25 protein-coding genes and 2 pseudogenes are annotated in these 24,331 nt (G+C 65.0%); 13 read left to right on the top strand and 14 right to left on the bottom strand.

Features of this window, described 5'->3' with window-relative positions:
- Positions 1-110: 110 nt before the first annotated feature.
- From C5C17_RS13645 to C5C17_RS13670, 6 genes are all read right to left on the bottom strand, one after another.
- Positions 111-1,298 carry an ABC transporter ATP-binding protein gene (locus C5C17_RS13645; protein WP_258066214.1) on the bottom strand — a complete coding sequence of 396 codons (1,188 nt, stop codon included), beginning with the start codon at positions 1,296-1,298 and terminating at the stop codon, positions 111-113.
- Entirely contained in the window at positions 1,276-3,042 is a 1,767-nt protein-coding gene (locus C5C17_RS13650) for an iron ABC transporter permease (protein ID WP_104253938.1), read from the bottom strand. The genes C5C17_RS13645 and C5C17_RS13650 overlap by 23 nt, the downstream gene beginning before the upstream one ends.
- A 15-nt stretch (positions 3,043-3,057) precedes the next feature.
- Positions 3,058-4,107 (bottom strand): ABC transporter substrate-binding protein, encoded by a 1,050-nt coding sequence (locus tag C5C17_RS13655; RefSeq protein ID WP_219820516.1) that lies wholly within the window; start codon positions 4,105-4,107, stop codon positions 3,058-3,060.
- 173 nt (positions 4,108-4,280) lie between these two features.
- On the bottom strand, positions 4,281-4,976 hold the full coding sequence (locus C5C17_RS13660) for a response regulator transcription factor (protein WP_104253940.1): 696 nt from the start codon (positions 4,974-4,976) through the stop codon (positions 4,281-4,283).
- Positions 4,973-5,875 (bottom strand): sensor histidine kinase KdpD, encoded by a 903-nt coding sequence (locus C5C17_RS13665; RefSeq protein ID WP_104253941.1) that lies wholly within the window; start codon positions 5,873-5,875, stop codon positions 4,973-4,975. Before C5C17_RS13665 ends, C5C17_RS13660 begins: the two co-directional genes overlap by 4 nt.
- Entirely contained in the window at positions 5,875-6,186 is a 312-nt protein-coding gene (locus C5C17_RS13670; protein ID WP_104253942.1) for a hypothetical protein, read from the bottom strand. The genes C5C17_RS13665 and C5C17_RS13670 overlap by 1 nt, the downstream gene beginning before the upstream one ends.
- A gap of 1,615 nt (positions 6,187-7,801) precedes the next feature.
- Between C5C17_RS13670 and C5C17_RS13675 the strand changes: the two genes are divergently transcribed.
- From C5C17_RS13675 to C5C17_RS13690, 4 genes and pseudogenes are all read left to right on the top strand, one after another.
- The gene (locus C5C17_RS13675) at positions 7,802-8,128 is read left to right on the top strand and encodes a hypothetical protein (protein ID WP_104253943.1); all 327 of its coding nucleotides are present in this window, start codon (positions 7,802-7,804) and stop codon (positions 8,126-8,128) included.
- A 265-nt stretch (positions 8,129-8,393) separates the two neighbouring features.
- A pseudogene (locus C5C17_RS18970) lies at positions 8,394-8,552 on the top strand (ArsR/SmtB family transcription factor); the annotation flags it as partial.
- Between the two features lie 37 nt (positions 8,553-8,589).
- A complete protein-coding gene (locus tag C5C17_RS13685; RefSeq protein ID WP_104253944.1) occupies positions 8,590-8,997 on the top strand; it encodes a low molecular weight phosphatase family protein in 408 nt (135 codons plus the stop codon).
- Between the two features lie 738 nt (positions 8,998-9,735).
- Positions 9,736-9,930 carry a hypothetical protein gene (locus C5C17_RS13690; RefSeq protein WP_104253945.1) on the top strand — a complete coding sequence of 65 codons (195 nt, stop codon included), beginning with the start codon at positions 9,736-9,738 and terminating at the stop codon, positions 9,928-9,930.
- Positions 9,931-10,075: 145 nt separating this feature from the next.
- On the opposite strand, the gene C5C17_RS13695 is transcribed toward C5C17_RS13690, so the two are convergent.
- The gene (locus C5C17_RS13695) at positions 10,076-10,720 is read right to left on the bottom strand and encodes a recombinase family protein (protein WP_104253946.1); all 645 of its coding nucleotides are present in this window, start codon (positions 10,718-10,720) and stop codon (positions 10,076-10,078) included.
- 228 nt (positions 10,721-10,948) lie between these two features.
- Here C5C17_RS13695 and C5C17_RS13700 point away from each other — a divergent pair, with 228 nt between their 5' ends.
- Both C5C17_RS13700 and C5C17_RS19135 read left to right on the top strand, forming a co-directional pair.
- Complete coding sequence (locus tag C5C17_RS13700) at positions 10,949-11,572, top strand: IS30 family transposase (RefSeq protein ID WP_181028606.1); 624 nt, start codon at positions 10,949-10,951, stop codon at positions 11,570-11,572.
- Positions 11,544-11,879: an IS30 family transposase gene (locus C5C17_RS19135; protein ID WP_104253948.1), complete on the top strand. Its 336-nt coding sequence runs from the start codon at positions 11,544-11,546 to the stop codon at positions 11,877-11,879. Before C5C17_RS13700 ends, C5C17_RS19135 begins: the two co-directional genes overlap by 29 nt.
- On the opposite strand, the gene C5C17_RS13710 is transcribed toward C5C17_RS19135, so the two are convergent.
- Together C5C17_RS13710 and C5C17_RS13715 are read right to left on the bottom strand one after the other, a co-directional pair.
- Positions 11,876-12,742: an IS3 family transposase gene (locus C5C17_RS13710; RefSeq protein ID WP_146079182.1), complete on the bottom strand. Its 867-nt coding sequence runs from the start codon at positions 12,740-12,742 to the stop codon at positions 11,876-11,878. The two genes, C5C17_RS19135 and C5C17_RS13710, sit on opposite strands and share 4 nt — an antisense overlap.
- Positions 12,709-13,191, bottom strand: a complete 483-nt coding sequence (locus C5C17_RS13715) for a helix-turn-helix domain-containing protein (RefSeq protein WP_104253950.1) — start codon at positions 13,189-13,191, stop codon at positions 12,709-12,711. The genes C5C17_RS13710 and C5C17_RS13715 overlap by 34 nt, the downstream gene beginning before the upstream one ends.
- A 60-nt stretch (positions 13,192-13,251) precedes the next feature.
- Between C5C17_RS13715 and C5C17_RS18975 the strand changes: the two are divergent.
- From C5C17_RS18975 to C5C17_RS13730, 3 genes and pseudogenes are all read left to right on the top strand, one after another.
- Positions 13,252-13,437, top strand: a pseudogene (locus C5C17_RS18975) (IS30 family transposase); the annotation flags it as partial.
- A gap of 282 nt (positions 13,438-13,719) precedes the next feature.
- The gene (locus tag C5C17_RS13725) at positions 13,720-14,427 is read left to right on the top strand and encodes a GAF and ANTAR domain-containing protein (RefSeq protein ID WP_181028607.1); all 708 of its coding nucleotides are present in this window, start codon (positions 13,720-13,722) and stop codon (positions 14,425-14,427) included.
- The gene (locus C5C17_RS13730; RefSeq protein WP_104253952.1) at positions 14,424-15,137 is read left to right on the top strand and encodes a GAF and ANTAR domain-containing protein; all 714 of its coding nucleotides are present in this window, start codon (positions 14,424-14,426) and stop codon (positions 15,135-15,137) included. Before C5C17_RS13725 ends, C5C17_RS13730 begins: the two co-directional genes overlap by 4 nt.
- A gap of 746 nt (positions 15,138-15,883) precedes the next feature.
- On the opposite strand, the gene C5C17_RS13740 is transcribed toward C5C17_RS13730, so the two are convergent.
- Together C5C17_RS13740 and C5C17_RS19090 are read right to left on the bottom strand one after the other, a co-directional pair.
- Positions 15,884-17,659, bottom strand: coding sequence for an N-acetylglutaminylglutamine amidotransferase (locus C5C17_RS13740; RefSeq protein WP_104253954.1), 1,776 nt, complete (start codon positions 17,657-17,659; stop codon positions 15,884-15,886).
- Between the two features lie 60 nt (positions 17,660-17,719).
- On the bottom strand, positions 17,720-19,189 hold the full coding sequence (locus C5C17_RS19090) for an ornithine decarboxylase (RefSeq protein ID WP_308471315.1): 1,470 nt from the start codon (positions 19,187-19,189) through the stop codon (positions 17,720-17,722).
- A 130-nt stretch (positions 19,190-19,319) separates the two neighbouring features.
- On the opposite strand from C5C17_RS19090, the gene C5C17_RS13750 reads away from it, so the two are divergent.
- A complete protein-coding gene (locus C5C17_RS13750; protein WP_104253955.1) occupies positions 19,320-20,513 on the top strand; it encodes a glutamate--cysteine ligase in 1,194 nt (397 codons plus the stop codon).
- A gap of 943 nt (positions 20,514-21,456) precedes the next feature.
- Positions 21,457-21,711, top strand: a complete 255-nt coding sequence (locus C5C17_RS13755; protein ID WP_104253956.1) for a hypothetical protein — start codon at positions 21,457-21,459, stop codon at positions 21,709-21,711.
- Positions 21,712-21,779: 68 nt separating this feature from the next.
- Here C5C17_RS13755 and C5C17_RS13760 read toward each other — a convergent pair whose 3' ends face one another.
- Positions 21,780-22,115, bottom strand: coding sequence for an ATP-dependent DNA ligase (locus C5C17_RS13760; protein WP_258066215.1), 336 nt, complete (start codon positions 22,113-22,115; stop codon positions 21,780-21,782).
- A gap of 235 nt (positions 22,116-22,350) precedes the next feature.
- On the opposite strand from C5C17_RS13760, the gene C5C17_RS18665 reads away from it, so the two are divergent.
- Positions 22,351-22,518, top strand: coding sequence for a hypothetical protein (locus tag C5C17_RS18665; RefSeq protein ID WP_181028608.1), 168 nt, complete (start codon positions 22,351-22,353; stop codon positions 22,516-22,518).
- Here C5C17_RS18665 and C5C17_RS13765 read toward each other — a convergent pair whose 3' ends face one another.
- Positions 22,519-22,716 carry a hypothetical protein gene (locus C5C17_RS13765; protein WP_104253958.1) on the bottom strand — a complete coding sequence of 66 codons (198 nt, stop codon included), beginning with the start codon at positions 22,714-22,716 and terminating at the stop codon, positions 22,519-22,521.
- Between the two features lie 39 nt (positions 22,717-22,755).
- Positions 22,756-23,433: a DUF6766 family protein gene (locus C5C17_RS13770; RefSeq protein ID WP_104254089.1), complete on the bottom strand. Its 678-nt coding sequence runs from the start codon at positions 23,431-23,433 to the stop codon at positions 22,756-22,758.
- Between the two features lie 272 nt (positions 23,434-23,705).
- On the opposite strand from C5C17_RS13770, the gene C5C17_RS13775 reads away from it, so the two are divergent.
- Complete coding sequence (locus tag C5C17_RS13775) at positions 23,706-24,134, top strand: DUF6098 family protein (protein WP_104254090.1); 429 nt, start codon at positions 23,706-23,708, stop codon at positions 24,132-24,134.
- Positions 24,135-24,331: the final 197 nt, after the last annotated feature.

Raw genomic sequence — 24,331 nt, forward strand, 5'->3', positions numbered from 1 at the left:
TCGGATACGGGCAAGAACCTCGCCCGGAGCGCCCACGTGAGCGCCGCGACGAACATCGGGCCGCCCGCTCCACGAGGAGCAGACGGCCCGAGTTCACGGTGCCGACGTGACTAGTGCCCCGCGGCGTCCTCCTCGTAATCGGTCTTCGGCAGCAGCCACCCGCGGTCAGGCGCGATCGTGACGCGGACGCAGTCCATAGGCCGGAGGATGTCCTCGACGGAGGGGTCGGACACCTGCGCGACGATGGTGCCGGTGTCCGTCTCGATCTCGTACTCGACGCTGTCGCCGTGGAAGATCGCGTTGAGCACGCGACCGATGTCCCCGTGCACGTCTGCCGCTTCCACCCGCTCCGAGAGGCGAACCGACTCCGGCCTGATCATGAGCAGCACCTCGGTGTCGATCGTGACCCCGTCCTGGCAGTCGGTCTCGAACTCGCGCCCGAGCGCGACGACGCGTGCTCGGCCGTTGCCCGGCTCGGCAAGCAGGGTGGCATCGAGGAAGGTGGCGCGGCCGATGAAGTCGGCCACGAACACTGACTCCGGGCGACGGTAGACGGTGTCCGGCACGTCCACCTGCTCGATCCGGCCCCGGTTCATCACGACGATCCGGTCGGAGAGCGTCATCGCCTCATCCTGGTCGTGGGTGACGAAGATGCTCGTGATGCCGAGGCGACGCTGGAGGCGCCGGATCTCGTTGCGCATGAGCACGCGCAGCTTCGCGTCGAGGTTCGACAGGGGCTCGTCGAAGAGGAGCACCTTCGGCCGCATGACCAGGGCTCTGGCGAGGGCGACGCGCTGCTGCTGGCCGCCGGAGAGCTGGTGAGGGGCCCGGTCGGCGAAGTTCATGAGGTTCATGATCGTGAGGACGGTGTCGACCTCCTCGCGCATCCGCGCCGCCGGCATCTTCTTGAGCTTCAGCCCGTACGAGACGTTCTCGCGCACCGACAGGTGCGGGAACAGCGCGTACGACTGGAACACCATCGACATGGGTCGCTGGTTGGGGGCGACGCGGATCATGTCGGCCCCATCGAGCTCCAGCTCACCGGAGGTCGGCTCCTCGAAGCCGGCGATCATGCGCAGCGTCGAGGTCTTGCCGCAGCCCGAGGGGCCCAGGAGGGTGATGAACTCCCCAGGCTCGATCTCGAGGTCGATGGAGTCGACGGCGAGCGGATCGTCGGACCTCGTGCCGTACCGCTTCGTCAGCTTGCGGAGCGTGATGCGGCCGAGCGCGGCCTCTGGGTCGATGCCGACGGCCTCGGCGAGGCCATCGACGGAGTCAACGACGGTGTGTGCGACCACGGAAGATCACCTTTCGGACGAGGAAGTTGATGATGAGGATGAGCGTCAGCACGATGAGGATGAGCACCGTGCAGTACGCGAACGCGTTCCCGAATCGGCCGGAGTCGACCTCGGCGAGGATCTGCGAGGTCATGATCTTGATGCCGGGCGTGGTCAGGAACACGATGGGCGACAGAGTCGTCATCGACCGCGCGAAGGCGAACGTGAGGCCAGTGAGGAGGGCCGACTGGATGAGCGGCAGCGTGACCTTGCGGAACGTCGTGCCGGATCCCGCGCCGAGCGAGGTGGAGGCCTCCTCGATGGCGGGGTGGATCTGGTTGAGAGCCGCGATGCCCGAGCGCTGACCGGACGGCAGCGATCTCGTGATGTAGACCATCACGATCGCGATGCCACCGGCGAAGGCGGCGCTGCCCCCCGCGAGCGCCGGCAGGATCTGCACGCCGAAGATCGTCGTCGGCGTGATGTAGCTGAGCGCGTAGCCGATGCCGAGCACCGTCCCGGGCACGGCGAGCCCGAGCATCCCCACGAAGTCGAGGATGCCAGCCGTGCGCCGAAGCTTGCGCACCACGAGCCAGGCGATGAGCATGCCGAGGATTCCCGCGATGGGTGCCGCGATGAGGGCCAGGGTCGCCGTGTCGGTCATGGCCTTCGAGCCAATGCCCGTGAGCACGAACTGGAAGTGCTCGAGGGTGAACTCGTTGTTCACGCCCGGCACCTTCATGAAGCCGCCGGACAGCACGGTCAGGTAGATGGTGACGATGAGCGCGCTGATCGAGCCGACGAGCAGGAGGATGGGCACGCGGATGCTCGCGGCCGTGATCTGCTCGGACCGCCCGGTGGGCTTCCCTGTCACGGTCACCACGCTCCGCTTGGAGACCCAGTAGCGCTGCACGAGGAACACGAGGAGCGCTGGGACGAGGATGGTGAGCGAGTAGGCGGCGCCGGCACTCGTGTTGTAGTCGCCCGTGACCGCGAGGTACGCCCTGCTGGCGAGGACCGTGTAGTCACCTCCCAGGACGAGCGGGTTTGCGAGGTCGGCGATGGACTCCACGAACAGCAGCAGGAAGGACCCTGCGAAGCCCGGGACGAGCATGGGGATGGTGACGGAGAAGAACACCTTGAGCTTGCTCGCGCCGAGACCGGCGGCAGCCTCGTCGAGGCTCGGGTCGAGCGACTCGAGCATGCCCCGGAAGTTCATGTAGGCGACAGGGAAGAAGGAGAGGGAGAGGACGATCACGAGGCCGGTGAGGCCGTAGATGTCGCCCTTGATGCCGAAGATGCCGTTGCTGATCGCGCCGTTGCGCCCGAAGAGCGTGATGACGGCGGTCGCGACCGCGAAGGGCGGTGCGACGATCGGGACCATCGCGAGCAGGTGCAGCGCTCGCTTGCCGCGGAATGCGACCCGCACCTGGGCGAAGGCGAACAGGAAGCCGATGATCGTCCCCACCACGCCGACGATGAGCCCGAGGGTGAGGGTGTTGAGGATGATCCGGTGGTTGACGGGGTCGGTGACGATGCTGCCGAGCACGGCGAGGCCGTCCGGGGCGAACGCCGCAGAGAGGAGGCTCACCACCGGGTAGCCGATGAGCAGCAGGAGGATGAGGGCGACGACGAGACCGAGGATCACGACGCTGCGGTCTGCGCGAGCGCGAGTTCGGGGAGCTGGGCGCTTGCCGCGCCTGGCGGCAGCAGGGGTCGCGGGCGGCGTGACGCCGCCCGCGACTGCTTCGAGTGTGGAAGTCATTGCTCGTCTGCGCTTCTACTCCTTCGGAGCAGGCGCCACCTCCGCGTCGAACCGGCCCGTGAGCTCGTTGCGTGCCTTGCCGGCCGCGTCGATGTCGGCGTGCACGAGCTTGAGCGTGTCGAAGTCGACCATGTCCTCGGTGATCGTCGCGTCGGGGTTCGTCGGCACGCTGTAGCTGCCGACCGTCGCGGCGAGGTCCTGCGCCTCGGCCGTCAGCGTCCAGTCGATGAACGCCTTGGCACCCTCGGGGTTCTTGGCGTTCTTGATGAGGGACACGGCGCCGACCTCGTAGCCGGTTCCCTCGGACGGGAACGTCGTCTCGAGGTTCGTGAAGCCCTCGTTCACGAACTTCTGACAGTCCTGGGCGAAGATCACGCCGGTGGCGACCTCGCCGCGGCCCGCCATCTGGCCGGGGGCGCTGCCGCTCTTGGAGTACTGAAGGATGTTCGAGTGGAGCTTCCCGAAGAAGTCGATCGCCGCATCCTGGTCGCCGTCGTTCAGCTCGACCTCGGTCCACAGCGCCTGGTAGGCGGTGCCTGAGGTTCCGGGGTGGGCCATCGCGATGTTGCCTTTGAACCTGGGGTCGAGCAGGTCCTCCCATGAGGTGGGCGCCTCGGCCCCGATCTCCTCGAGTACGTCCGTGTTCGAGCAGAAGCTGAGCGCGCCCACGTATACACCGGTCCAGGTGCCGTCGGCGTCCTTGTACTCGTCGGGGATCTGCTCGGCGTTCGGCGACGTGTACGTCTCCAGCAGCCCCGACTCGTCGGCGGCGAGGTGACCTTCGGCGCCTCCACCGAACCACGCGTCGAACTCGGGAGTCTCACCGGTCGCGCTGAGGCGCGCGACCGCCTCGCCGCCGCTCAGGCGGACGTAGTTCGCGGGGATCCCGGACGCGGCCGTGAACTCGGCGGCGATGAGCTGGCACCAGTCCTCCTGCGGGCTGCAGATGAACGTGACGGGTTCACTCGAGCCGCCAGCCTCAGTGCCTGCGCCCGCCGAGCAACCGGCCAGGAGCGCGGTGGCAGCGGTGGCCGCGACCGCGAGGGGAAGCATTTTGCGTTGCATGCGGGAGAACTCCTTTGTTCTTGTTTCCGTGCTGTCGAGCATCAGGGCGCTGTGCCTGACCATGCCAACGCTAGGAGCGGGGCGCGCTTGCGTCCGTGACAGCTTGGTGATGCTCGGTGACAGCTTCGTCACCAAGCGGATGCGGGCCGGCGCTCGGCGGGAGTCGCCAGCCGTCAGCGGTCGGCACGCAGCAGGTAGCCCGTGCCGCGCACGCTCTCGATGGCCGCGGCGCTGCCAGGCACCGTGGCTTCGAGCTTGTGGCGCATCCGGTAGATCGCAGCCTTGATCATCTCCCGGTCGCCGTGGCGGTCGTACTCGCCCCAGCACATGAGCAGGAGCTGCGAGAAGTCGAGCGGCGAATTCGGGTGGGCGATCAGCGCGGCAAGCAGCTTGTACTCGGTGTTCGTCAGCGACACCCGCTCGGTCCCGACGATCACGTCGTGGCTGCCAGGGTCGAGTTCGAGGCGGATGCCAGCGGTGACGACGATGCGGGACGAGTCCGTGCGCCGCACCAGTCGCTGCGCTCGAAGGGCGAGCTCGCGGGGGTGGAACGGCTTCGCGACGTAGTCGTCGGCCTCCGCTTCCAGACCGGCGATGCGGTCAGAGACCTCGCCCTTCGCCGTGACCAGCATGACGGGCACCTCCCATCGGGCCTTGATGCGCTGGCAGAGAGAGATCCCGGAGATGCCCGGCAGCATGATGTCGAGCACCACGAGGTCGGGGCGCGATCGCTCGAGCGCGGACCAGGCAGCCTCCGCTGAACGGAACGACTCGGTCGTGAACCCCTGCGTCTCGAGCGCGAACGTGACGATGTCGAGCATCGCAGGCTCGTCGTCGACGACGAACGCGAGGCTGCTCTGCGCGGTCATCGCCGCCGCCGTCGCCGCCGAAGCGACGGGTCGGCCAGCGGCAGCGTGAACATCATGGTGGTCCCCTTCCCGGAGATCGTGTCGACGTGGATGCGTCCCCCTTGGAGCTCCACGAACTGCTGCGAGATGAAGAGGCCGATCCCGGTTCCGTTGCCGAGCGGCCGACCGCTCGAGAAACGGCTGAACAGCCGCTCCCGCTGCGTCTCGCTCATGCCGGTACCCCCGTCGTTGACGGAGATCATGACCTCGTCGTCCCCTGGAACGATACGCACCTCCACGCGACCGCCAGCGGATTCGCTTCTCGCCGCGTTGTTGACGAGGTTCGTGATGACCTGGCGCGTGAGCTGCGGGTCGACGAACGCGCTCACGGGGGCGCCGGGCGCATCCAGCACCACCGTGACGTCCGAGATCTCGGACAGCTCCTCCACGACGCCGCGGAACAGGACCCGAAGATCCACCCAGGTGCGTTCAATGGACACGAGGCCCGCTTCGAGGCGCGCGCGGGTGAGCAGCTGCTCCGAGAAGTTGTGCATGCGGACCGCGTTGTCGACGATCCGGTGCACGAACACCGCCTGCTTCTCAGTGAGCGGACCAGCCCTCTCCTCGGCCAGCAGCTCGCCGGCCCCCTGGATGACCGCGAGCGGGGTGCGCAGCTCGTGGCTGAGCACCGACGCCTGGTCGGCGCGCCTCGTGCTGAGCTCGGTGACGTCCTCGAGCCGTTCCCGATCGCGCTTGTGGTCGCCGAGCACCAGCCAGACGGAAGTCCAGGCAGCCGCGAGCGCGACGGACACTGCGAGTCCCGTCGCCCAGTCCAGGCGAGACGCGGCAAGCACTACCGCCAGGACTCCGGCGGCAAGCGACACGAGGAGCGCACACGCTGCCCACCTCGACATCATCATCACCGGACAAACCTAGACGATCCCCAAGCGCGACCCAGCTCTCCCTCGGGCGCAACGAGCGACACCGCTCCGCGCAGCTTCGACTTCACACCGACCGCAAGCCGTTCACCGTCGACGCTCGGCTCGCTGGGTGAAGCCCAGACTCCGAAGTAGGCGTTCGGAGTCGGGCACTCGTACCCGTCCCGCGGCGACGAGACAACGTTCCTCACTGCTCCCGCGAACGTGAGGCCGGCCGCGCATCCGGTCACCTCCTCGACCAACGCCCTGATCGCGGCCACGCCACTCGGGTCATCGGCGCCGACCGTGCGCATCGGCAGCTCCAGCCGTCCGGTCTCCGGACGCGGCACGCAGAACACTGAGTTGGCTCTCCGAAGCAGAAGCCGAACGATGCACACGGGCCAGGCGGAATCGCAGCGTTCGCGCCCAAGTGACACAGCATCGAGACGATGCATACAGAAGGACCCGAGCTGCGAACGCTTCCGATCCAACACCCATGAAGTGGGTGGATCTGAACGGAGCAGATCCACCCACAGAGCGCCGGGCGCAGGCTGCGCATTCCCCCGAATGCCACCCCACCTGTGGAACCTGATGCTCTACGAAAACCCTACTCGCATGAGAGAAGAATAACCAGACTTCGCTACTTTGACATCTATTCAAAAAGATCGCAGATAAGCCCAAAATGGCACAATAAGGAATGGAACTCAATTGAGCGTGAGATCCATAGAAAACCGGGCCGAACAAACCGTCAGATACGAATTCACCCTTCCGCCGCTCACAGACTGTCCATCCGAACAGTGGCTGACGGGTACAGCAGCTGGAGAGCGTTCCGAGCTGGCCCGCAGCACTACCCGTCAGGCGTAGCCGGCGGGCCGAGACATCGCGGCGCGGTCATCGTAGGATGCCCCTGCGCACAGGCTCGGACAGCCCGACTGCGACAGGTTCCATGACTGGACCCTTCGCGGATGTCGGAACCGACGCCACAACCCGGATCGGATGCAATCCGCCGGGTGACGACGAGCCGCCCAAGGCGCACGAGCGCACACGAGCCCTCTTCGTGGAACACGGACCACAGAATCCCTTCGACCGTCATGCGGTCCCGTCCTGTGGCCCGGCTCTTCCTGCGCTTTGCGTCCTGTCGGTCAAGGACAGCCCTGAGTGCGGCGCTGTGCATTGCGGGGACGCGTGCTGCCATCACCAGTGGGCGGCCTGCCGACGCCTGGTGGAGTCGCAACAACAGCGACGGTCGAGCCGCCACGAGGGGAACAGCTGCACAGCAGGGATCAATGTTCAACACGGGGGTCGAGTCCGCCTTCAGGCACAGCTCCACGAAATGGATGGGGCAGGTTGCGCGAGCTCATCTTCGCTCGCAGCAGACCTGGCCGCGGGGGCTGGGCGACCTTGCTGAGCTGAATCGTAGTCCAGCTGGCTGGGCAGCCCCTACGAACTCGTCCGGCACCATCGAGACGGCCACTCGATACCTCACGCGACCAGGTCCACAAGGCTGGTGCTATTGCGGTCCCACCGGGCAAGCATTCCAGCAAATCCGTCAACGATCTCAAAGCCCTGGCTTCCGAGGCGTAAACGAGAGGCCCAAGACAAGGCATTCGGGTCATCGATCAGACCACAGGGTTTCCCTGGCCGTACTTGAACGAGTGGCTTGGTGCGATCGAAGGTCCTGGAAACCGCAATTCGTCTCGAATCCGGCGAGTTCGGCACATGGACAGAAGTACCGAATATTTCATGGCACTGATGCCCGTCGATCGTCAACGCGGAAGATACAGTGGCGCGCCGTTTCCTTAGCACTTGAAGTGGCGGCCGCCAACGATAGGTGCATATGAACTTCACAATTCGAAGGTGGGCTGAGCCGGCGGCTGGGGCGGTCGGTGCAAGCCTCGTGTCGGCAACGCCCTCTTTCGCTGGCCCGGCATGGACCACGAACGGAAGCGCCCGTTGCGCCACGAGGTCACATTGGCTGGAGTCTGGGACACGGAGGCTCCCACTATTCTGACTTCTCAGCGGGATGTCACGTCGGAAGTCTGCGGCGTCACAAGCACCTGCGTTGAAGCCTCGAAGAGCGATCAAGCGGAAGTTTTCAGATACGCCTCGGGCCGGGACGCCTCGAAGGAAAAGATAGAAACCGACATACAGGTGCGAGAGATCTTCATCATCCACTGGACGGCCGATGTTTCAGCGGAGGACAAGTCATTCGTCCAAGATCTGTTGGAAAGCTCCGCAAACATCTCAGACGAGTAGCCAGCAGGACCCCGCCTCGCTCAAAGCACAGCCGAGGCGCGTCAACAGCGCAGCAGCGACGCGGCGCTCTGACTGCGCGGCGCAGGTTACGCGGCTAGTCCTGGTGAAGCTGCTGGTGGCGCCAGCGTGATGCATAGGCCACAGCTGAGGCATCAGAGGCATCCGCCTATCAGGGGCACCACAGCTGCTTCAGACCTTCGGAGCAACCCGACTCGCTGTGCAGTCCACACGTTAGACAGAGGTGACCGAGCTCACCTTCGACGAGGAGGCGTGCGCCTGCGACCTCACGGAGCCGCTCGGACTCGGGTAGCCCACCGTCTCCCACCACCTGAAGATCCTGGTCGAGGCGGGCATTCTCGCCCGCGAGAAGCGCGGCTCGTGGGCCTACTTCAGCCTCGTTCCCGGCGCGCTCGACTCACTCGCCGCCTCCTCACCAGCAACGAAATCACCGGAGCGACCCGATGACCTCCAGTCCCCGCAACATCGTCTTCGTCTGCCAGAAAAACGGCGGCAAGTCCCAGATGGCCGCAGCTCTCCTGCGCTCCGTCGCTGGCCCTGAGGTGCGCGTCACTTCCGCGAGCACCAAGCCCGGCACTGCCCTCAACCAGCAATCCGTGGACTCGCTCGCCGAGATCGGCGTGAGCGTCGGAGACGAACACCCGAAGCAGCTCACCCCGGAGATGATCGACGCGGCCGACCTCATCGTCGTGCTCGGCGCAGAAGCACGCGTCCCCGAGACGCCCGGCGTCGTGATCGAGACGTGGATCACCGGCGAGCCCGCCGAGCGCGGAATCGAAGGCATGGACCGCATGCGCCTCGTCCGCGACGATATCCACGCCCGCGTCGAAGCTCTCCACGCACGGGTCTAACGAGCGCAGCCTCGAGGTTGAGTCTTGACGTCGCCGCGGAAATCGAGCGATAATCTCCCTACGCGGATTTCTGCGCTCAAAGGTCAGCCACGAGCTGGCCTCTTCTCGTTCCAGGGCGACCTTGACGCCCCACTGTCTTCACCCAGTACGTTGAAGATGTGAGGGATAGACATCCCACTGTTTGCGCGGATGTCGCACCTCTGCAATAGAATTGCTGGTTCGCTCCGCCTAGGGCCAACCTCGCGGTTGGCCTTTTTCGTTGCCAGCTCGATCGGTGCAGGTCTTGACGCGTGAGCGATGTCACCCAGTAGCTTCAAGATGAGGCGATCCGCAGCGGGGGTTGCAGTGTGACTGCCTTTCGAGCGATGATCGAGCTTCCGGGGAGACGTCTCCCCGAACGGGCCAGATGCCACAGTTCCTCAGGAACGGCCCGAGGTTCTCTTGCTCGGCACCGACTTCCTACCGTGAGCATGGAGCTGTGTGGCTACCGGAAAAGTGGCAAACCCGGCACTTTCTTTTTGTATTGATGATCCGTCTACCCGCGGATGCGACGCCGACACCTCGTGTCGGCTTTTTTCATGCTCGGGCGCAGGCGGCCCTGCTGGCTCGCTCTTCTGTCATGCAGACGGAAGCCCCGAATTCACGATTGCTTAGTGCCGAGCATTCGACAAGCTCACCGCCCGTCCCAGGCGGTGAATCCTGGCGCACGCTCGTGCGCCGAACTCAGTGGAGGTCCACATGATGAACCTGCTGCCTGAGCTCGTCGGCAAGGTGAACCCCACCGCGCTGCTCGCAACCCTCATCGGAGTGTTCCTGGTCGTCGTCGCGTTCCTCGCGATGCTCGTCTTCGGACCCAGCGGTGAGCCCGTCGAGCGCGTCGTGGCGGTTCTGAGCGCGATTGGCGACATGATCGCCCGCGCCAACGGCCACTAGCTCAAAAACACATCCTCCTCCGAGCATGCAGGAGTCTGTCTTCATGTGTCTCATACGCAGCGAAGTTTCGAGACAGCCCGGGCATGCTCTGCCTTGAACGGCGCGCGGTTAGGGTGGTGTCCGCCTGTGATGTGGTTACAGGCGCTTAAGTCAGGCCGTGAAGTGCCGGAGGGTGCGTTCCCCCTGCGACTTCAGGCAGCTCCACGACTGCTGGTTTGGTCTCTGGTAGTCGCCGGTACAGCGTTGCGCGTGAGATGCCGAGGTTCCGGGCAACTTCGGCCACCGGCACGTCGGCGGCGATCAACTGGGCAGCGTTGCGCAGTTGGCTGTCCGTGATCTTCCGTGGTCGTCCTCCGAGGCGGGCCCCGGAGGCTCGACGCTTGTTCACGGAGTCCAGGACGTGTTCGCGCTTGATCTCGAGTTCCATCTGGGCGAGCGTCGCCATCACGGTGAATACCATGGACCCCATCGGTGTCGAGGTGTCCACGTCTCCCCCGCCGAGGTTGAGGACGCGCAGCGCCACCCCCTCGGCACGCAGCTCTTCGGCCAGCGTCAGCATGTTGCCGGTCGAGCGCCCGAGGCGGTCGAGGGTGGTGACGACGAAGGTGTCGCCACTCTCCAAGGAGCGTAGGGCTGCGTCGAGGGCAGGGCGCGATGCGTGTGCGCCTGAAGCGCCCCGGTCGACGTAGAGATCGTCGGCACGAACGCCGGCCCCTCGAAGGTCGACCTCTTGCCAGTCGGTGTCCTGGCGGCGGGTTGAGACTCGGGCGTAGCCGATGAGTTTGGGCACAGTTCTCCTGTCGCAAAACCAACGTCGGTAACGCGGGCGGATTCAGGTGGTGAGTGCAACACCTTGAGCTCTGTGGGGTGTTGGCGATGGGTCGTCCTTCGTTGCCGGTGGGGGTGAAGTTGGTCTTCTGGGCTGGGTTGCGGGCTGGCTTGACGATCGCGGTCGCTGCTCGGGCTTCAGGGGGTGTCCCGGGCAACCGCGCATCGGTGGCTGCGTGATGATCGGCACGTGCTGCCAACTCTGGAATCGGGTTCGTCTACGCCTCGCGCGGGGTCGCTGTCGCTGCGTGAACGGGAAGAGATCGCCTTCGAGCGCGCGCGTGGGCGAGGTATACGTGCCATCGCGGCCATCCTGGGACGCTCTCCCTCCACGATCAGCAGAGAGCTCGCAAGGAACATCTTCAAGGATCGGTATGTGCCCTCGATCGCGCAGGAACAGACATGGGCTCGGAGTCGTCGGCCGAGAGCGCGGAAGCTCGACGAGTTAGCGTTGCGTCAACAGGTCGTCTCGATGCTCGGCGACCGGTTCAGTCCCGAGCAGATCGCGGGCCGGCTCAAGCTCGAGCACCCCGATGATCCGGAGATGCAGGTGTCGCACGAGACGATTTACCAGGCCCTGTATGTCCAGGGGCGCGGGTCGTTGCGGACCGAGCTCGCATCGGACCTGCGGACGGGACGCGCGATACGGCGGCCCCGGCGCCCTGACGGACCCCGCGTCAGCAGGTTCAGAGAGGTGGTGACGATCGCTGACCGCCCGCCCGAGATCGAGGACCGTGCCGTCCCGGGCCATTGGGAATGGAGACCTCATCCTCGGCGCAACGGCAATGAGGTCCGCGATCGGGACTCTCGTTGAGCGGACCTCCGGGTTCGTGATGCTGCTCCACTTACCTGGCGACCACACGTCGCGAACTGTCGCGGACGCGATGATCGCGGCCATGAAGACGTCGCCTGAGCAGCTGCGCGGGTCGGTGACCTGGGATCGAGGGCGAGAAATGGCCCGTCACCAAGAGATCACCCTCGCGACCGGCATGCCGATCTACTTCTGCGACCCGCACTCGCCCTGGCAGCGCGGCTCGAACGAGAACACCAACCGTTTGCTGGAGTGGACCCCGAAAGTTGGACTCGGATATGAACCCTACTGTCTTGTCAGGGCGTGTTAGCGGTATTCGTCGGGGCTGAGGTAGCCGAGGCGTTTCTGGATTCGTGCCGAGTTCCACCAGGTCAAGTACTCGGAGAGCCCTGCGTGGAACTCGGTGAGGGTCTGCGGTTCTCGGATGCGGAACCACTCTTCTTTGAGGTGACTGAAGAAGCTTTCCATTGCAGCGTTGTCGAGGCAGGTGCCTTTGCGAGACATCGACTGCGTGAGTCCAGCGTCTCGTAATGTGTCTTGCCAGAGGGCGTGCCGATACTGAAAGGCCTGATCAGAGTGGACCAGAGGTCGCTCGCTCGGTTCGAGGTCGTTGATCGCTGTGCATAGCCCGTCAGTGACCATCTTGACGCTGGGTGAGGGGCCCACCCTGGTGGAGATGACGCGGTTGTCGTAGAGATCAAGGATCGGTGACAGGTAGATCTTGGAGGATCCGATCGTGAACTCGGTCACGTCCGTGGCCCACTTGGTGTTCTTCCTCTTCGTGGCGAACTGTCTGTTCAACACGTTCTGGGCGGCCTGTCCGACCTCGCCGCGGAACGAGTTGTAGCGCCGGCGGCGCCGAACCCTGCAGTGCAGACCGAGCGCGCGCATCAGCTTCAGGACGGTCTTCTTCGACACCCGCAGCTGCTGCCTTCGCAGGACAGCGAGAACACGCCGGTGCCCGTAGGCGCCGTTGGCGTCTTCGAAGACCCGATGGATGGCTTCTTTGAGATCGTGGTGCCGGTCCGGGGCCTGGAGTCGCTTCCGGTGGTCGTAGAACGTTGATCTGGGGAGCTCTGCGATCGAGAGCAGCAGGGAGAGCGGGTGGTGCGCCTTGAGGTCCTCGACAGCCTGAACTTTCAGCGTCGTTCCTGTGACCTCAAGGCCCGCAATTCTCCCAGATACGCGACCTCCGCTCGGAGCCGTTCGTTCTCCGCACGCAGCGTCTCCAACTCGCCCTCATCGGGCGCATCCCGCTGGATAGGCGGAGGACGACCACGCCTCTTCGGGCGCAGCCCGTCCTCACCATCACGTCGGTAGATGACGGTCCAGTTAGCGACGGTCGTCGGTGAGGGCAGGTCAAACTCTTCGGCGAGCGCCCGCCCGGATTCCCCAGCGACGTGGCGCCGAACGATCTCGAGTTTCGTCTCGAACGGATACTGCCTACGCTCTCTCGTCACCAGTGCCCCTGCTCCTCGGAGTTGCCATCGCTGGAACAACATTTGGACAGGGTTTGGGACCAGGTCAAGAGCGAGCGCTACGGACTTCGCGGTGAACCCTTCTTCGAACAGCTCGACTACGGCCGCGGCCTCTGATCGCGTCAGCGTGCTTCGCGTGTACAAGGGTGGACTCCTTCGTGGACAGCGCTTGATTGCGGTGTCCAACTTCTGGGGTCCACTCCATTGCTGCGGCAATACTTCCCGAAGGGCACGGACTTGAGCTTTCACGGGCCCGGGATCCTCGAGAACGTAGCCGCAGAACTTAACCGGCGACCACGCAAGCGCCACGGCTACCGCACGCCCGTCGAGGTGCTTACCGAGATACTCTCGATGGCATCTAACCAGTCCGGTGTTGCGACCACCACCTGAATCCGCCGCGGCTCTAGCGGCCGACTTCTGACACATAGTTACGAGAATCGCGTGCCGCGGATTTCCGGGCCTCACTCCCCCGGCGTACAACCGCTCGTGAGACATCGCAAAACCCGTTAGTTTTGCAACACGCAGACGGGGTGGTCGGGCGTGTTCGAGGGTCTGTGTGGTCGTGCTGCAGATTCGCTACCACTGTTCGTTCGGTGTGGCTACGTCCTGAGTTTCGGAGCGTGACGTCATACGCTCGTGCCAGAGCAGAGTTGTCGAGCTGAGGAGACCACCGTGCGGCGTCAACCCTTCGAGCGGGCAGCGGAAACGTTGTCGTCGCCGGTGCGGTCCGTCGAGGGCACCGCGGAGCTGTTCTTGCAGACGTTCCGTGTGACGGGCGCGGCCGTGTCCACGATCGGTGACTTCCTGGGAAACGAGACGGTGTCCGCGTCGAACGACCTCGCGGCTCGGATCGATGAGCTGCAGTTCGATTTGAGTGAGGGCCCCTGCTGGGACGCTCTCGCGACGAGGAAGCCTGTTCTGACCCCGAACATGACAGCGCTCCCTGCAGACCGGTGGCCGGCGTTCGTCGATGCGGTCTCGCGCGAGCGGGTCGGTGCACTGTTCGCGTTCCCGATGTTCGTGGGACACCTCCCGATCGGCGCGGTGGACATGTACGCGAGTACACCAGCGGGGTTCAGCCCAAGGCAGGTGCGGCAAGCGGCGATCCTTGCGGATCTGCTCGCGAAGCAAGTCCTGCGCCTGTCCCTCGATGGCGTTGCGGACGCACCCATGGAGGATCGTCGGTACTCACGTCGCGCGATCCATCAGGCGACCGGTATCGTGCTCGCGCAGCTCGACATCTCCCCGGACGAGGCGCAGCTCGTCATCCAGGGACGCGCGTTCGCGACCGGACGCTCGATGATGGAGGTCGCGCAGGACGTCATCGGGGGACGGATCGCCTTCCATATGGGGCCGTCCGGGATCGAGGAACGACGATGAGCCACGATCGCCGCGAAACGCTGCTGTTAGAGACGTTCGCGATTCTCGCGGACTCGCTCGTCGCCGATTACGACGTGGTCGATCTGCTGCAGACGCTCGTGGATCGCTGCCAAGAACTGTTGGACACGACGGCTGCGGGGATCCTCCTCGCGGACGAGCACGGGGATCTGGAGATCGTGGCGTCGACCAGCGAGTCCGCCAGCGTCGTCGAGACGATGCAGATCTCCGCTGCTGCCGGTCCCTGCATCGAGAGCTTCACGGCAGGCCGAACCGTGTCCCTCGCCGACGTTCGTGACGCCCCCGCTGCGTGGCAGCAGTTCAAGGACAGCGCACTCGCTCACGGGTATCTGTCGGTGCACGCTGTTCCCCTGAGGCTGCGGGACACGACGTTGGGGACCCTGAACCTGCTGCGCGCCGAGGCGGGTGAGCTGCCGGAGCGCGACATCGTCGCCGCCCGTGCGCTCGCTGACGTCGCGACGATCGGGATCCTGCAGGAGCGAGCGATCCGAGAGACGGAGACCGTGCGCCAGCAACTGCAGCACGCGCTCACCAGCCGCGTGATCATCGAGCAGGCCAAGGGCGTCGTCGCCTACCGGCACTCCATCACCCCGGAGGAAGGGTTCGAGGTGATCCGCAGCTACGCGCGCTCGAACAACCTCTCCATCTCCCGGGTCGCGGCAGATCTGGTGAAGCGCATGCTCACGATCTGACGCATCGGCGTGTGCTGGGGCGATGTCGCGTCCGGCACCGACTCGTGTGCCGAGGGCAGGTGCTCCTCGATCGCTCGTACTTTTCGCCTCCGGGGTCTCTGATCGGGAACGTCATCGGCCCAGGCTGGGATGGGGCAGGAAGTCCCAGACAGGGACGGGGTGCCGTGCGCCGATGGTGAGGTGGGCGCGTGGCGCTGTGTCGTCGATGTCTGAGAACGCGACGATGCCGTGCGTGATGCCTTCGTCGAGCACGGTTGAGAACAGCGGTTCAGCGTGCCGCGCATACCGGGGTTCGATTGCCCCCAACGCTGTGTGACCTCGCCGAGCAACGAGACGAAGGCGCCCGAACTTGTCGTCCGATGTCACGAGCTCCGGGACGAGTTCGGCCCAGACCGCGTTGTCTGGATGGTGCCGAAGGACAAGGGCGAGCAACCCAGGAGTCAGCAGCGAACCCAGCTCTGCACAACGTAGGTCTCCGTCCCAGAGTCGGCGCGGGCGTGCAACTTCGTCGCGAATGGCGTGACGAGCGTCGCGGCCGTGCTTCGGCGTTCCGCTGTACGGCATAGGGCATCACTCCCCCGTTCTCACTGGACCTTGCACCCATCAGGCTGGCGGACCCGCGGCGCAGAAAGTGCCCCTTGCTAGGACTCACCTGAAGCGGTATCGCGTGCTGCGCAGAGCCGTCTCCGAGGACACCACACCGAACCCGTCACGTCCGGGACAGGGGACTTTCGCGACTTGCCAGGTCAGGCCGTGATGCCGTGGCGCTGGAGCCAGAGCTCAAGCACGGCAATCTGCCAGAGCATGTTGCCGTTGACGGGAGTGAAATGACGGTTTGGTTCTCGGAGAAGCCGCTCGACGTACGCGCGGCGGAGAACACCTCGGCGGCGGGCCTCAGGGGCAGTCAAGGTTTCGGTGACGAGCTCGAGCACAGGTCCGGCCAGGTGGTGGAGCACGGGAACCGGGAAATACCCCTTCGGGCGGTCGATGACTTCAGTGGGGAGCAGGTTCCGACCCAGACGTTTGAGTATTCCCTTGCCGCCATCGTGGGTCTTGAGGTTTGGAGGGCACGTTGCCATGAGCTCGACCAGCTCGTGGTCGAGGAAGGGGACGCGTGCTTCCACGCCGAATGCCATCGTCATGCTGTCGACGCGTTTGACCGGATCGTCTGGCATGAGCAGATGCGTGTCGAGGCGCAAGACGGCATCGGTTGCGGTCTGGGCGCCCGGCGCCGTCAGATGGGCCTGCAGCAGTGCGTGGCTGACGTCTTCCTCGCAGACCCATCCTGGTTCGAGAAGCTCAACCATCTGCGTGTGATCCCGATCAGCGAACGCCCCATGGAAGTCAGCCGTGGGGTCCGCAGCTGCCGTGGTCGCGTCGCGGTGGTACGCGTATCCCGCGAACACCTCATCCGCGCCCTGCCCGCTTTGCACGACTTTGACGTGCTCGGCGACCTGCTGCGCGAGGAGGTAGAAGGCTGGCACGTCCTGCGTGCCCATTGGCTCGGTCATCGCATCGATCGCGGACGGGAGGGCCTGGGCGAGGTCCGAGTCAGCGACACGTGTGCGGTGGTGGTCGGTGCTGAACTGGTGAGCGATTGCGTCCGAGTACACGAACTCGTCGCCTTCCCCACCTCGACCGGTCTCGAAGCCGATGCTGAATGTCGGGACGCTCTCGCATCCCGCCTCGGCGAGCAGTGCGACGATGAGGCTCGAGTCGAGCCCGCCGGAGAGCAGCACTCCGACCGGAACATCGGAGACGAGTCGTCGTCGTACGGCGGTCGTTAGGGAAGCATGCACAGCCTCGAGCCAGTCCTCGTCGCTCCAGCGGCTCCGCTCGTCGCGGCGCTCGTAGGAGGGGTGCCAGTAGACGCGATCGACGGTACGGCCTGAGCGGTCGATGACGCGCACCGTGGCTGGCGGCAGTTTGCGTACACCGAAGAGCACGGTGCGAGGCGCGGGAACGATGGAGTGCCAGCTGAAGAAGTGATGCAACGCGATCGGGTCGAGGGACGTGTCGATGTCGCCACCCGCGAGGAGCGCCGGAAGGGTCGACGCGAACCGCAGCCGCGCGTTCGTGGCGGATACGTAGAGAGGTTTGATGCCGAGACGGTCGCGGGCGAGGATGACGCGATCGCGGCGCGTATCGACGAGCACGATCGCGAACATGCCGACGAGGTGCTCCGCGAACTCGACACCCCACTGCTTGTACGCGGCGAGGATGATCTCAGTGTCGCTGGAGGAGGTGAAGCGATGGACCGCAGCGAGTTGCGTGCGGAGTTGCCGGTGGTTGTAGATGCACCCGTTGAACACGAGCGCGAGGTCGTCGCGGACCATTGGCTGCGCTCCCGCTTGGCTGAGGTCGATGATGCTCAACCGGCGATGGCCCAGTGCGGCCCAGCCGTTGCTCCACATGCCTTCCCCGTCAGGCCCTCGGGATGCCATGTTCGCGGTGATCGCGCGCACATCTGCCCGGCTCGCGGTCGCGCCGTCGAATCGGATCTCTCCAGCTATGCCGCACATGCCTGGCCTGCATTCCCGAGCCCGGCCAGGGGCTGGCATGAAGAGCTGGGCGGCCGCGTTTCAGTCACGGGCCACTCGAATCGTCTCGAGCGTCGCATCGGCCGCGTCTGGAAGCACCATGCCGGCTCCGACCCCGCTGCGCAGATAGTCGAGCACGGCCGGAGTCAGGCGCTCACCCGGCAGCGCGGCTGGGATACCGGGAGGGTATGGGGTGATTTGCTCGGCGCAGATTCGGCCTACAGCTTCCGTCGCTGGTACAACTTCCACAGAACCGAAGAACGCATCGCGAGGCAGCATCACCGTTTCCAGCTCCAGGTCGCCTGGGCTCGGCACGAGAACCTCGGGAGGGTGAGGGAGGTCTGCTGCCGCAGTGCTCAGGTCACGGAGCGCATCGAGGAGCCGTCCGGTCGTTGTCATGTTGTCGGCCGGGGACAAGGTGGCCTCGATGCGGCGATGGTCGTTCAAGCCGACGTCGATCCGGCGCTCGGCTCGCAGCCAGTCCGCGGCTTGGTAGCCACTGATGCCTAACTGCTGCAGGTCCATGATGATGTGTAGGACATCGAGATCGTGTGACGCCTCCTCATGGAGGAGTTCCTCCTCGAGCACGTGAATGCCCTCGATGCTTTCGATCTCGGTGCGCACTCGACGCGTGAGAGCGAGCGAGCGCTCCAGCAGGTCCCTCCCGTCGCGCACCATCTGCCGCCGCCAGCCGTCCATGGCTGCGTAGACCGGCACACTCGCGCTGGTGGTTGCGAGCACATCGGCGCTCTGTTGCAACCGCACGGGATCGACGAGCGAACCTTGCAGATGGTAGACCGAGCCTTGCTCGAACCCGAACCCCATCTTGTGCACGCTGACCACACACACATCCGCGCCCGCATCCATCGCCCACGTGGGGAGGGTGTCATGGAAGGGCAGGTGCGCTCCCCAGGCTTCATCGACGATGAGGGGTTTCCCTCGCTTGTGACAAATCTCGGCGATACCAGCGATGTCCGCGCACGTGCCGTACGGCGTGGGGCTCACGATCAGGGCCGCGCTCGCATCCGGGTAGCGCAACCACATCCGCTCGACCTCCCCAGGTGACGGCGGATGAGCGAGGTGAAGCTGCGCATCCCACTGGGGCGTGATCCACCGAGCTTTCAATCCCGACAGGACGAGCCCCGCGGTCACCGACTTATGCGAATCTCGACCGATGAGGATCTCACCCTGCCCGCGCGTGACCGCGAGCATGGCCGCTTTGATCGACAGGGAGCTGCCACACGTCGAGAAGAAGGCGTGCTCCGCCCCGACGGCCTCCGCCATGAGTGCCTGCGCGTCCTGAAGCACGTTCCCCGAGGATGAACGATCATCGAGGCCGGAAGTCGCGACGAGATCATTGCGGAAGGCGTCGAGCCCGAGCACTTCCAGGGTGTCAGCGCTCACGCCGAGCCCCTGCCGGTGCCCGGGTGGAGTGAAGCCGTAGCGTTCGAGGCGCCGGTGCTCAGCAAGGGCTTCGAGAACTGGGGCGCGGCGCTGGTCCATGTCCTCCATCCTCGGCTTCGGCCCTTCTCAATATCTCGGCTTGACACGAGCGCGCCACCGTGATGCGCGGCCTCATACGAGTCCGTGTTTGAGAATTCAAGCCCGTGTTGTTTCACCAACGGTGCGCAGAAGATGACCCATGCGAACATTCGGTGTCGAAGAAGAACTCCTCCTGGTAGATGCACGGACCGGGGTGCCACATCCGGTCGCAACGCAGGTCCTGGCTTCCAGCGCGGATGCGGACACGAGACCGGACGGTATCGAGCTCGCCGCTGAGATGCAGCAGGAGATGATCGAGATCATCACTGCGCCGCACTCGTCCCTGACCTCATTGACGACGCAGATCCGGGTCGGTCGCGCCCACGCGGATGCCTGCGCGACAGAGCACGGCGCGCGCGCCGTTGCGCTCGCGACATCCCCGCTCCCTGTGCAACCGCACCCGACTCGCAAGGCCAGATACGAGACGATGATGCGCCGGTACGGGGCGACGGCCCGTCACAACCTGGCCTGCGGCATGCACACCCACGTCTCGATCGCGTCGCGTGAAGAGGGCGTGGCTGTGCTCGACCGCATCCGTGTCTGGCTGCCCGCGCTCATCGCGCTGAGCGCGAACTCACCATTCGCGTCTGGCATCGACACCGGCCACGCGAGCCACCGCTCCATCGTCTGGCACGAGTGGCCGTGCGCTGGCCCGACCGAGATCTTCGGGTCCGTCGACGCCTACGACGCGTTCGAAGCGCAGCAACTCGCCTCGGAGGTGATCATCGACAGCGGCATGCTCTACGCGGACGCCCGCCTCTCCCGCAATCATCCGACCGTCGAGATCAGAGTCGCGGATACCTGCATGCTCGTCGACGATGCCGCCGCCCTGGCGGCACTCATCCGAGCCCTGGTCGAGACCGCGGCTCGCGCCTGGAATGAGGGCACACCCCCGCCTGCCGCCTCCGTCTCGCTGCTTCGATTGGCCTCCTGGAAGGCGGCCCTGTCAGGACTGGACGGCGACCTCGTGCATCCCCGCTCAAACCTCCCCGCGCCCGCGGAGGACGTCATCGGAGCGCTCATGGCCCACGTTCACCCCGCACTCACGCAAACCGGGGATCTGAGCACGGTGGACGCGACCGTCCGCCGCATCCTGCGCGAGGGCACCGGCGCTCACCTCCAACGACGCGCCCTCGCCGAAGGTGAGATGCAGTCTGTGGTCGCGCGCGCAATCACACGCACGCACGCGCCGTCTCAAGCAACCGGTTCGAGACTGGTCGCGCAGCACCAGCGAGCCACGGTCCACCCCCGGGCCGGCGCAGGACCATTGAGGCCAGCACCCCACGCCATGTGACCGGACTCGAGTACCACTCCCCTACCAGCTTCCTCTACCCCTCGCATTCCCAGGCCCTATTGAGAACCCTGAACAGAGAGGACGAGAAACGAGGAGCGAAGCAATGGGATATCTGCACTATGGGTCCACCGCCCACGGAATAGAGATCGAAGACCGGTCGCTCGCGCATCTCCGAGTCGCCATCCTGAGCCTCCTGCGCGCGGGGCACACCGTCGCCTTCACGTATCAACGTGCGCACGAGCTGGGTGGGCGCGAATCAGTTTGGATTACCCCCACCACCGATCTCCGCTTCAGATTCCTGGGCAGCAGAACCCCGAAGCTCAACGAAGCCTGGGTTCGAGCGCTCATCGAAAGCAACCATTCAGCAGCCGGCCTCCACCTCGTCCGAGAATGCCCCCCTTCGAATCAACCGCTGCCCCACCAACCCCCGCAAGCCCCAGTCCGGCAGCTCAGGCGATAACCGCTTCGCGCGGCCGACAGCTTGCGTGCGCTACGCGTTCTCACCTGATGGGCCTCACCCACGGCGACAGGAGAGAACATTGCCTGGTCCGGTGGTCGGCTCGGCTCTCAGCGCATCCGGTTCGAAGGGTCCGATGTCCCGATCACACCAGCGCCGCCCAACCGACTCGGAATCCACGGACCGGCAGCAGTGAACATATTGCTTATGAGGAGAAGACCGCACTACTCGGTCTGATGCAGCACTGAACTCGCCACTCCCAAGCACCGACCCACCGGGAGCAGCACCACGATGTTGAGGACAGTCGCGATAGGACCGTGCCCGGAGGTTCGGGGCGTACGATCGTCGGTGTTGGCCCAGACCCCGCTGACCTTGCCCTGACCTCTGGTTCAGGGTGGTCCGTGTGCTCGCCAGCCCGCTGAATACCGCCCTTGGCGAGACTCCGCTGCGACGCTCCTTCCCGTGGAGCGGAACCGAGGTCTGTCCGTGCCCATTCTTCTCACCGTCAACAGCGAGCGGTTCGTGCTGCGCGATCCCGAGACCATCTCGCGCATCCACGCCGAGATCGAAGCCGCCGTCCGCACGCACGGCCGGCTCGTGATCGTCGGGGATCGTCCGGATAGTCCCGAGGTGCTGATCACGCCCACCACTCGCGTCAGGATCGACATTCTCGAGGACAACGCGGACGACCTGGATGCGGACGGAGAGGGCGTGACCTTCGTGGACTTCGAGAAGTACTAGCTCGCGGCCACCTCTCTGCGCGCTGTTGCGATCAGGCCGGGAGCTGTTGCAGCACTGCGGGGTGCAGGTCAGCGCACCATGCCGGGGTATGGGCCGTCGGCGCCCACGAGCGCGAGTTTGCCGTCGGCGTGAGTGATGAGCAGTCCGGTGCTGCTTTCCGCGGATTTGCCGAGCAGCTCTAGCCAGTCTCGATCGATGGTGGGTACTTTCCCGCCAAGGAACTTGAACTGCAATGGCATCGTTGGGGTGAGCCAAATCGCAGATCGTCCGTCCCCGACCGACGGGGAGTCTTTCCAGGACATGAGGAACGCCTCGTTGCGCGAGAACTTCTGCACGATCACGATCTGCAAATGCGTCAGGGTTCGGTCATCGAACGGCAACGACGTCCCGTCGTAGATCAGCATGCCCATGCTCGTGCTCTCCCGCTCGTCGATCGGATACCGACTTCGACCGTAGCAATCCGCGGCATTTCGCCGTTGAGGATTGCGCGGCCGTCTTCGATGTGAGTAGGTGGAGACCTTTCGAGGGACAAATACTCGCGCACTGCGCATCACAGTTCTGCTTCGACTTCTACCCCTGACGTTCGCTGATTTCGCGCAACAGACTGAGTCGCACACCCACTGATGCGAAGGCAGTCTCATGTCCGACGGCGCACCTCCCCCAAACCCATCACGATCGCCAGGGCTCAGCGACGAGTACTGGGACGTCTACGCTCGCTCCGCGATGCCTCGAGAAACCATGACCCTCTGCGCAATCATCGCGACCGTCGGCACTGGCCTCGGCGTCGCGATCATCGCGTTCATCTGACTAGCGAGCCGTGCCCTCCGCGGCATCCGAGACCGTCAACGGGGCACACAGCACGCTCGCCGTGTTCCGCCTGATGTGGTGCCAGCGAATCGTTCCGGGGTACGCTCCGTCGACCCCGACGGGGATGAGGTTCCCCTTCTCGTCCGTCACGAGCAAGCCCGTGCTGCTCTCGGCCGACTTCCCGCTGTGGAAGGGCACGCCAGTCTCATCGGTGTCGTGGACGCTACTGGGCGCCGGTCATGCAGATTCTTCGCTGCTGGTGTGGTGTGGGGTACCGACGGGTTTCGATTCGCTCGAGCCGCGCTGGCGTAAGTAGATCGAGAACACGACCATGGCTCCCACGGCGAGGAACTCGGATTGCCAGTTCTGCAGGGATCGGTTCCAGAAATCGGGCGAGACCACATATTCAAGCCACGTCATCGGGACGTTCCCGTGCTGTGCGTTCTCCTCGTTCGCGACGACCCGTCCGGCGATGGACTGGGCAAGCCACGACAGCAGGAAGACCGCGCCCATCACGAGCAGCAGCGAGTTGGAGAACACCCACAGGCGGACGCCTCGAACCTTCGCCCATCGTGGCGAGTCGGGTCGCGCGTGGTCTTTCACGAACTGGTCGGCGTCGGAACCGATGCCTCCGTCGCCCGGTTGTTTGGATTCCGGGGATCCGCGCTGCACGAGCCAGATAGTGGCGAGGATGAAGAGGAAAAACTCTAGGAACTCGGACTGCCAGTTCTCGGCAACGTCCACGATGAAGTCCGACGAGGTCACGAACTCGAGATACGGCACAGACGGTAGTCCGTGCTGCGCCTGCTGCTCGTTCAGGTAGGCGTGGCCAGCGATGGACTGGCCGACGAGCGCCAGGAAGAAGATCGCGAGAAACGCAATGCTCAAACCGGCGTCACGGATGCGGCGCTGCACGATCAACGTCCTGCCAGTGGCAGCACGATCATCACGGCGAGGCCGCCTCCGATGAGCAGCAGCCAGGTCCAGAACACTACCCGCATACCTGCCGTCTCACCGTTATCCGACTGGCTCATGAGACCACACTCCCGTCATGTGCTTGTAGCAGCGCCGATGATGCGTCGACCATAGCCGCGGGCACGGTAGTACGGCTGTGCGATCACTCAGCGCGTTGTTGTGGGCTTGTCAAGCACGTGCGCCGCCCTTTGGCGCTCACCTACCGTCTTGACATGGATGAACTTCCGGTTCTGAACGCGCTCTCGGCGTTGAGAGCACTCGTCGCCACGCGTCCCGGACTGCATGTTCGCTACTCGGAAGGGCCAGCGAAGGATGCCGAGCAGCGCAGCCTTGACACGGAGAGCGGGCTTCAGTTGCCTGGCCTGTCCGTCAACCCGCTTGATCCGGAGCCGTGGTGGACACGCCCGATCGACGACTGGCTCGCCCGTCAGCTCTGCCAATACGAGCACCTGGCGGCATCGAACCCGGACCGATACGCGTGGGTGCTGCGCGGCAGACACGTGGGACGCGGCCCGGACTGCGAACCCCTGCTGGATGGCATCGAGCCCGTTGCCCGACTCGCCCCGTGCTTGCTCGAAGAAGCCCGGCATCGCTACGAGATGCACTTCGCCGCCGAGCAGGGCCCGGAGAGCGATGAGTAGCGCGAGACATGGCGTTGAACGCCGTCAGGCACCGCCCGCGGGAGTCGGAGGGCACCCCTGTCGATACTGGCGGGGCCGTGGTCACGCGGAGAGCTTCCACCCGCGCTTCGGGTGCGCCAACGGGAGGTGCCGTGTATGCCGTCTCGGAGAAACCAGCTGAAGACGTCCGTCAGAGAGATCGATGTCGACGGGCTTCA

This window comes from Pseudoclavibacter sp. RFBA6 (assembly GCF_002931575.1).
Lineage (GTDB): Bacteria > Actinomycetota > Actinomycetes > Actinomycetales > Microbacteriaceae > Pseudoclavibacter > Pseudoclavibacter terrae.

Coding starts and splice junctions, on each gene's coding strand:
- C5C17_RS13650 (WP_104253938.1), bottom strand. CDS start 3,042: ATGACTTCCACACTCGAAGCAGTCGCGGGCGGCGTCACGCCGCCCGCG.
- C5C17_RS13655 (WP_219820516.1), bottom strand. CDS start 4,107: ATGCAACGCAAAATGCTTCCCCTCGCGGTCGCGGCCACCGCTGCCACC.
- C5C17_RS13660 (WP_104253940.1), bottom strand. CDS start 4,976: ATGACCGCGCAGAGCAGCCTCGCGTTCGTCGTCGACGACGAGCCTGCG.
- C5C17_RS13665 (WP_104253941.1), bottom strand. CDS start 5,875: ATGATGATGTCGAGGTGGGCAGCGTGTGCGCTCCTCGTGTCGCTTGCC.
- C5C17_RS13670 (WP_104253942.1), bottom strand. CDS start 6,186: ATGCGCACGGTCGGCGCCGATGACCCGAGTGGCGTGGCCGCGATCAGG.
- C5C17_RS13675 (WP_104253943.1), top strand. CDS start 7,802: ATGGACCACGAACGGAAGCGCCCGTTGCGCCACGAGGTCACATTGGCT.
- C5C17_RS13685 (WP_104253944.1), top strand. CDS start 8,590: ATGACCTCCAGTCCCCGCAACATCGTCTTCGTCTGCCAGAAAAACGGC.
- C5C17_RS13690 (WP_104253945.1), top strand. CDS start 9,736: ATGATGAACCTGCTGCCTGAGCTCGTCGGCAAGGTGAACCCCACCGCG.
- C5C17_RS19135 (WP_104253948.1), top strand. CDS start 11,544: ATGAGGTCCGCGATCGGGACTCTCGTTGAGCGGACCTCCGGGTTCGTG.
- C5C17_RS13730 (WP_104253952.1), top strand. CDS start 14,424: ATGAGCCACGATCGCCGCGAAACGCTGCTGTTAGAGACGTTCGCGATT.
- C5C17_RS13740 (WP_104253954.1), bottom strand. CDS start 17,659: ATGTGCGGCATAGCTGGAGAGATCCGATTCGACGGCGCGACCGCGAGC.
- C5C17_RS19090 (WP_308471315.1), bottom strand. CDS start 19,189: ATGGAGGACATGGACCAGCGCCGCGCCCCAGTTCTCGAAGCCCTTGCT.
- C5C17_RS13750 (WP_104253955.1), top strand. CDS start 19,320: ATGCGAACATTCGGTGTCGAAGAAGAACTCCTCCTGGTAGATGCACGG.
- C5C17_RS13760 (WP_258066215.1), bottom strand. CDS start 22,115: ATGCTGATCTACGACGGGACGTCGTTGCCGTTCGATGACCGAACCCTG.
- C5C17_RS18665 (WP_181028608.1), top strand. CDS start 22,351: ATGTCCGACGGCGCACCTCCCCCAAACCCATCACGATCGCCAGGGCTC.
- C5C17_RS13775 (WP_104254090.1), top strand. CDS start 23,706: ATGGATGAACTTCCGGTTCTGAACGCGCTCTCGGCGTTGAGAGCACTC.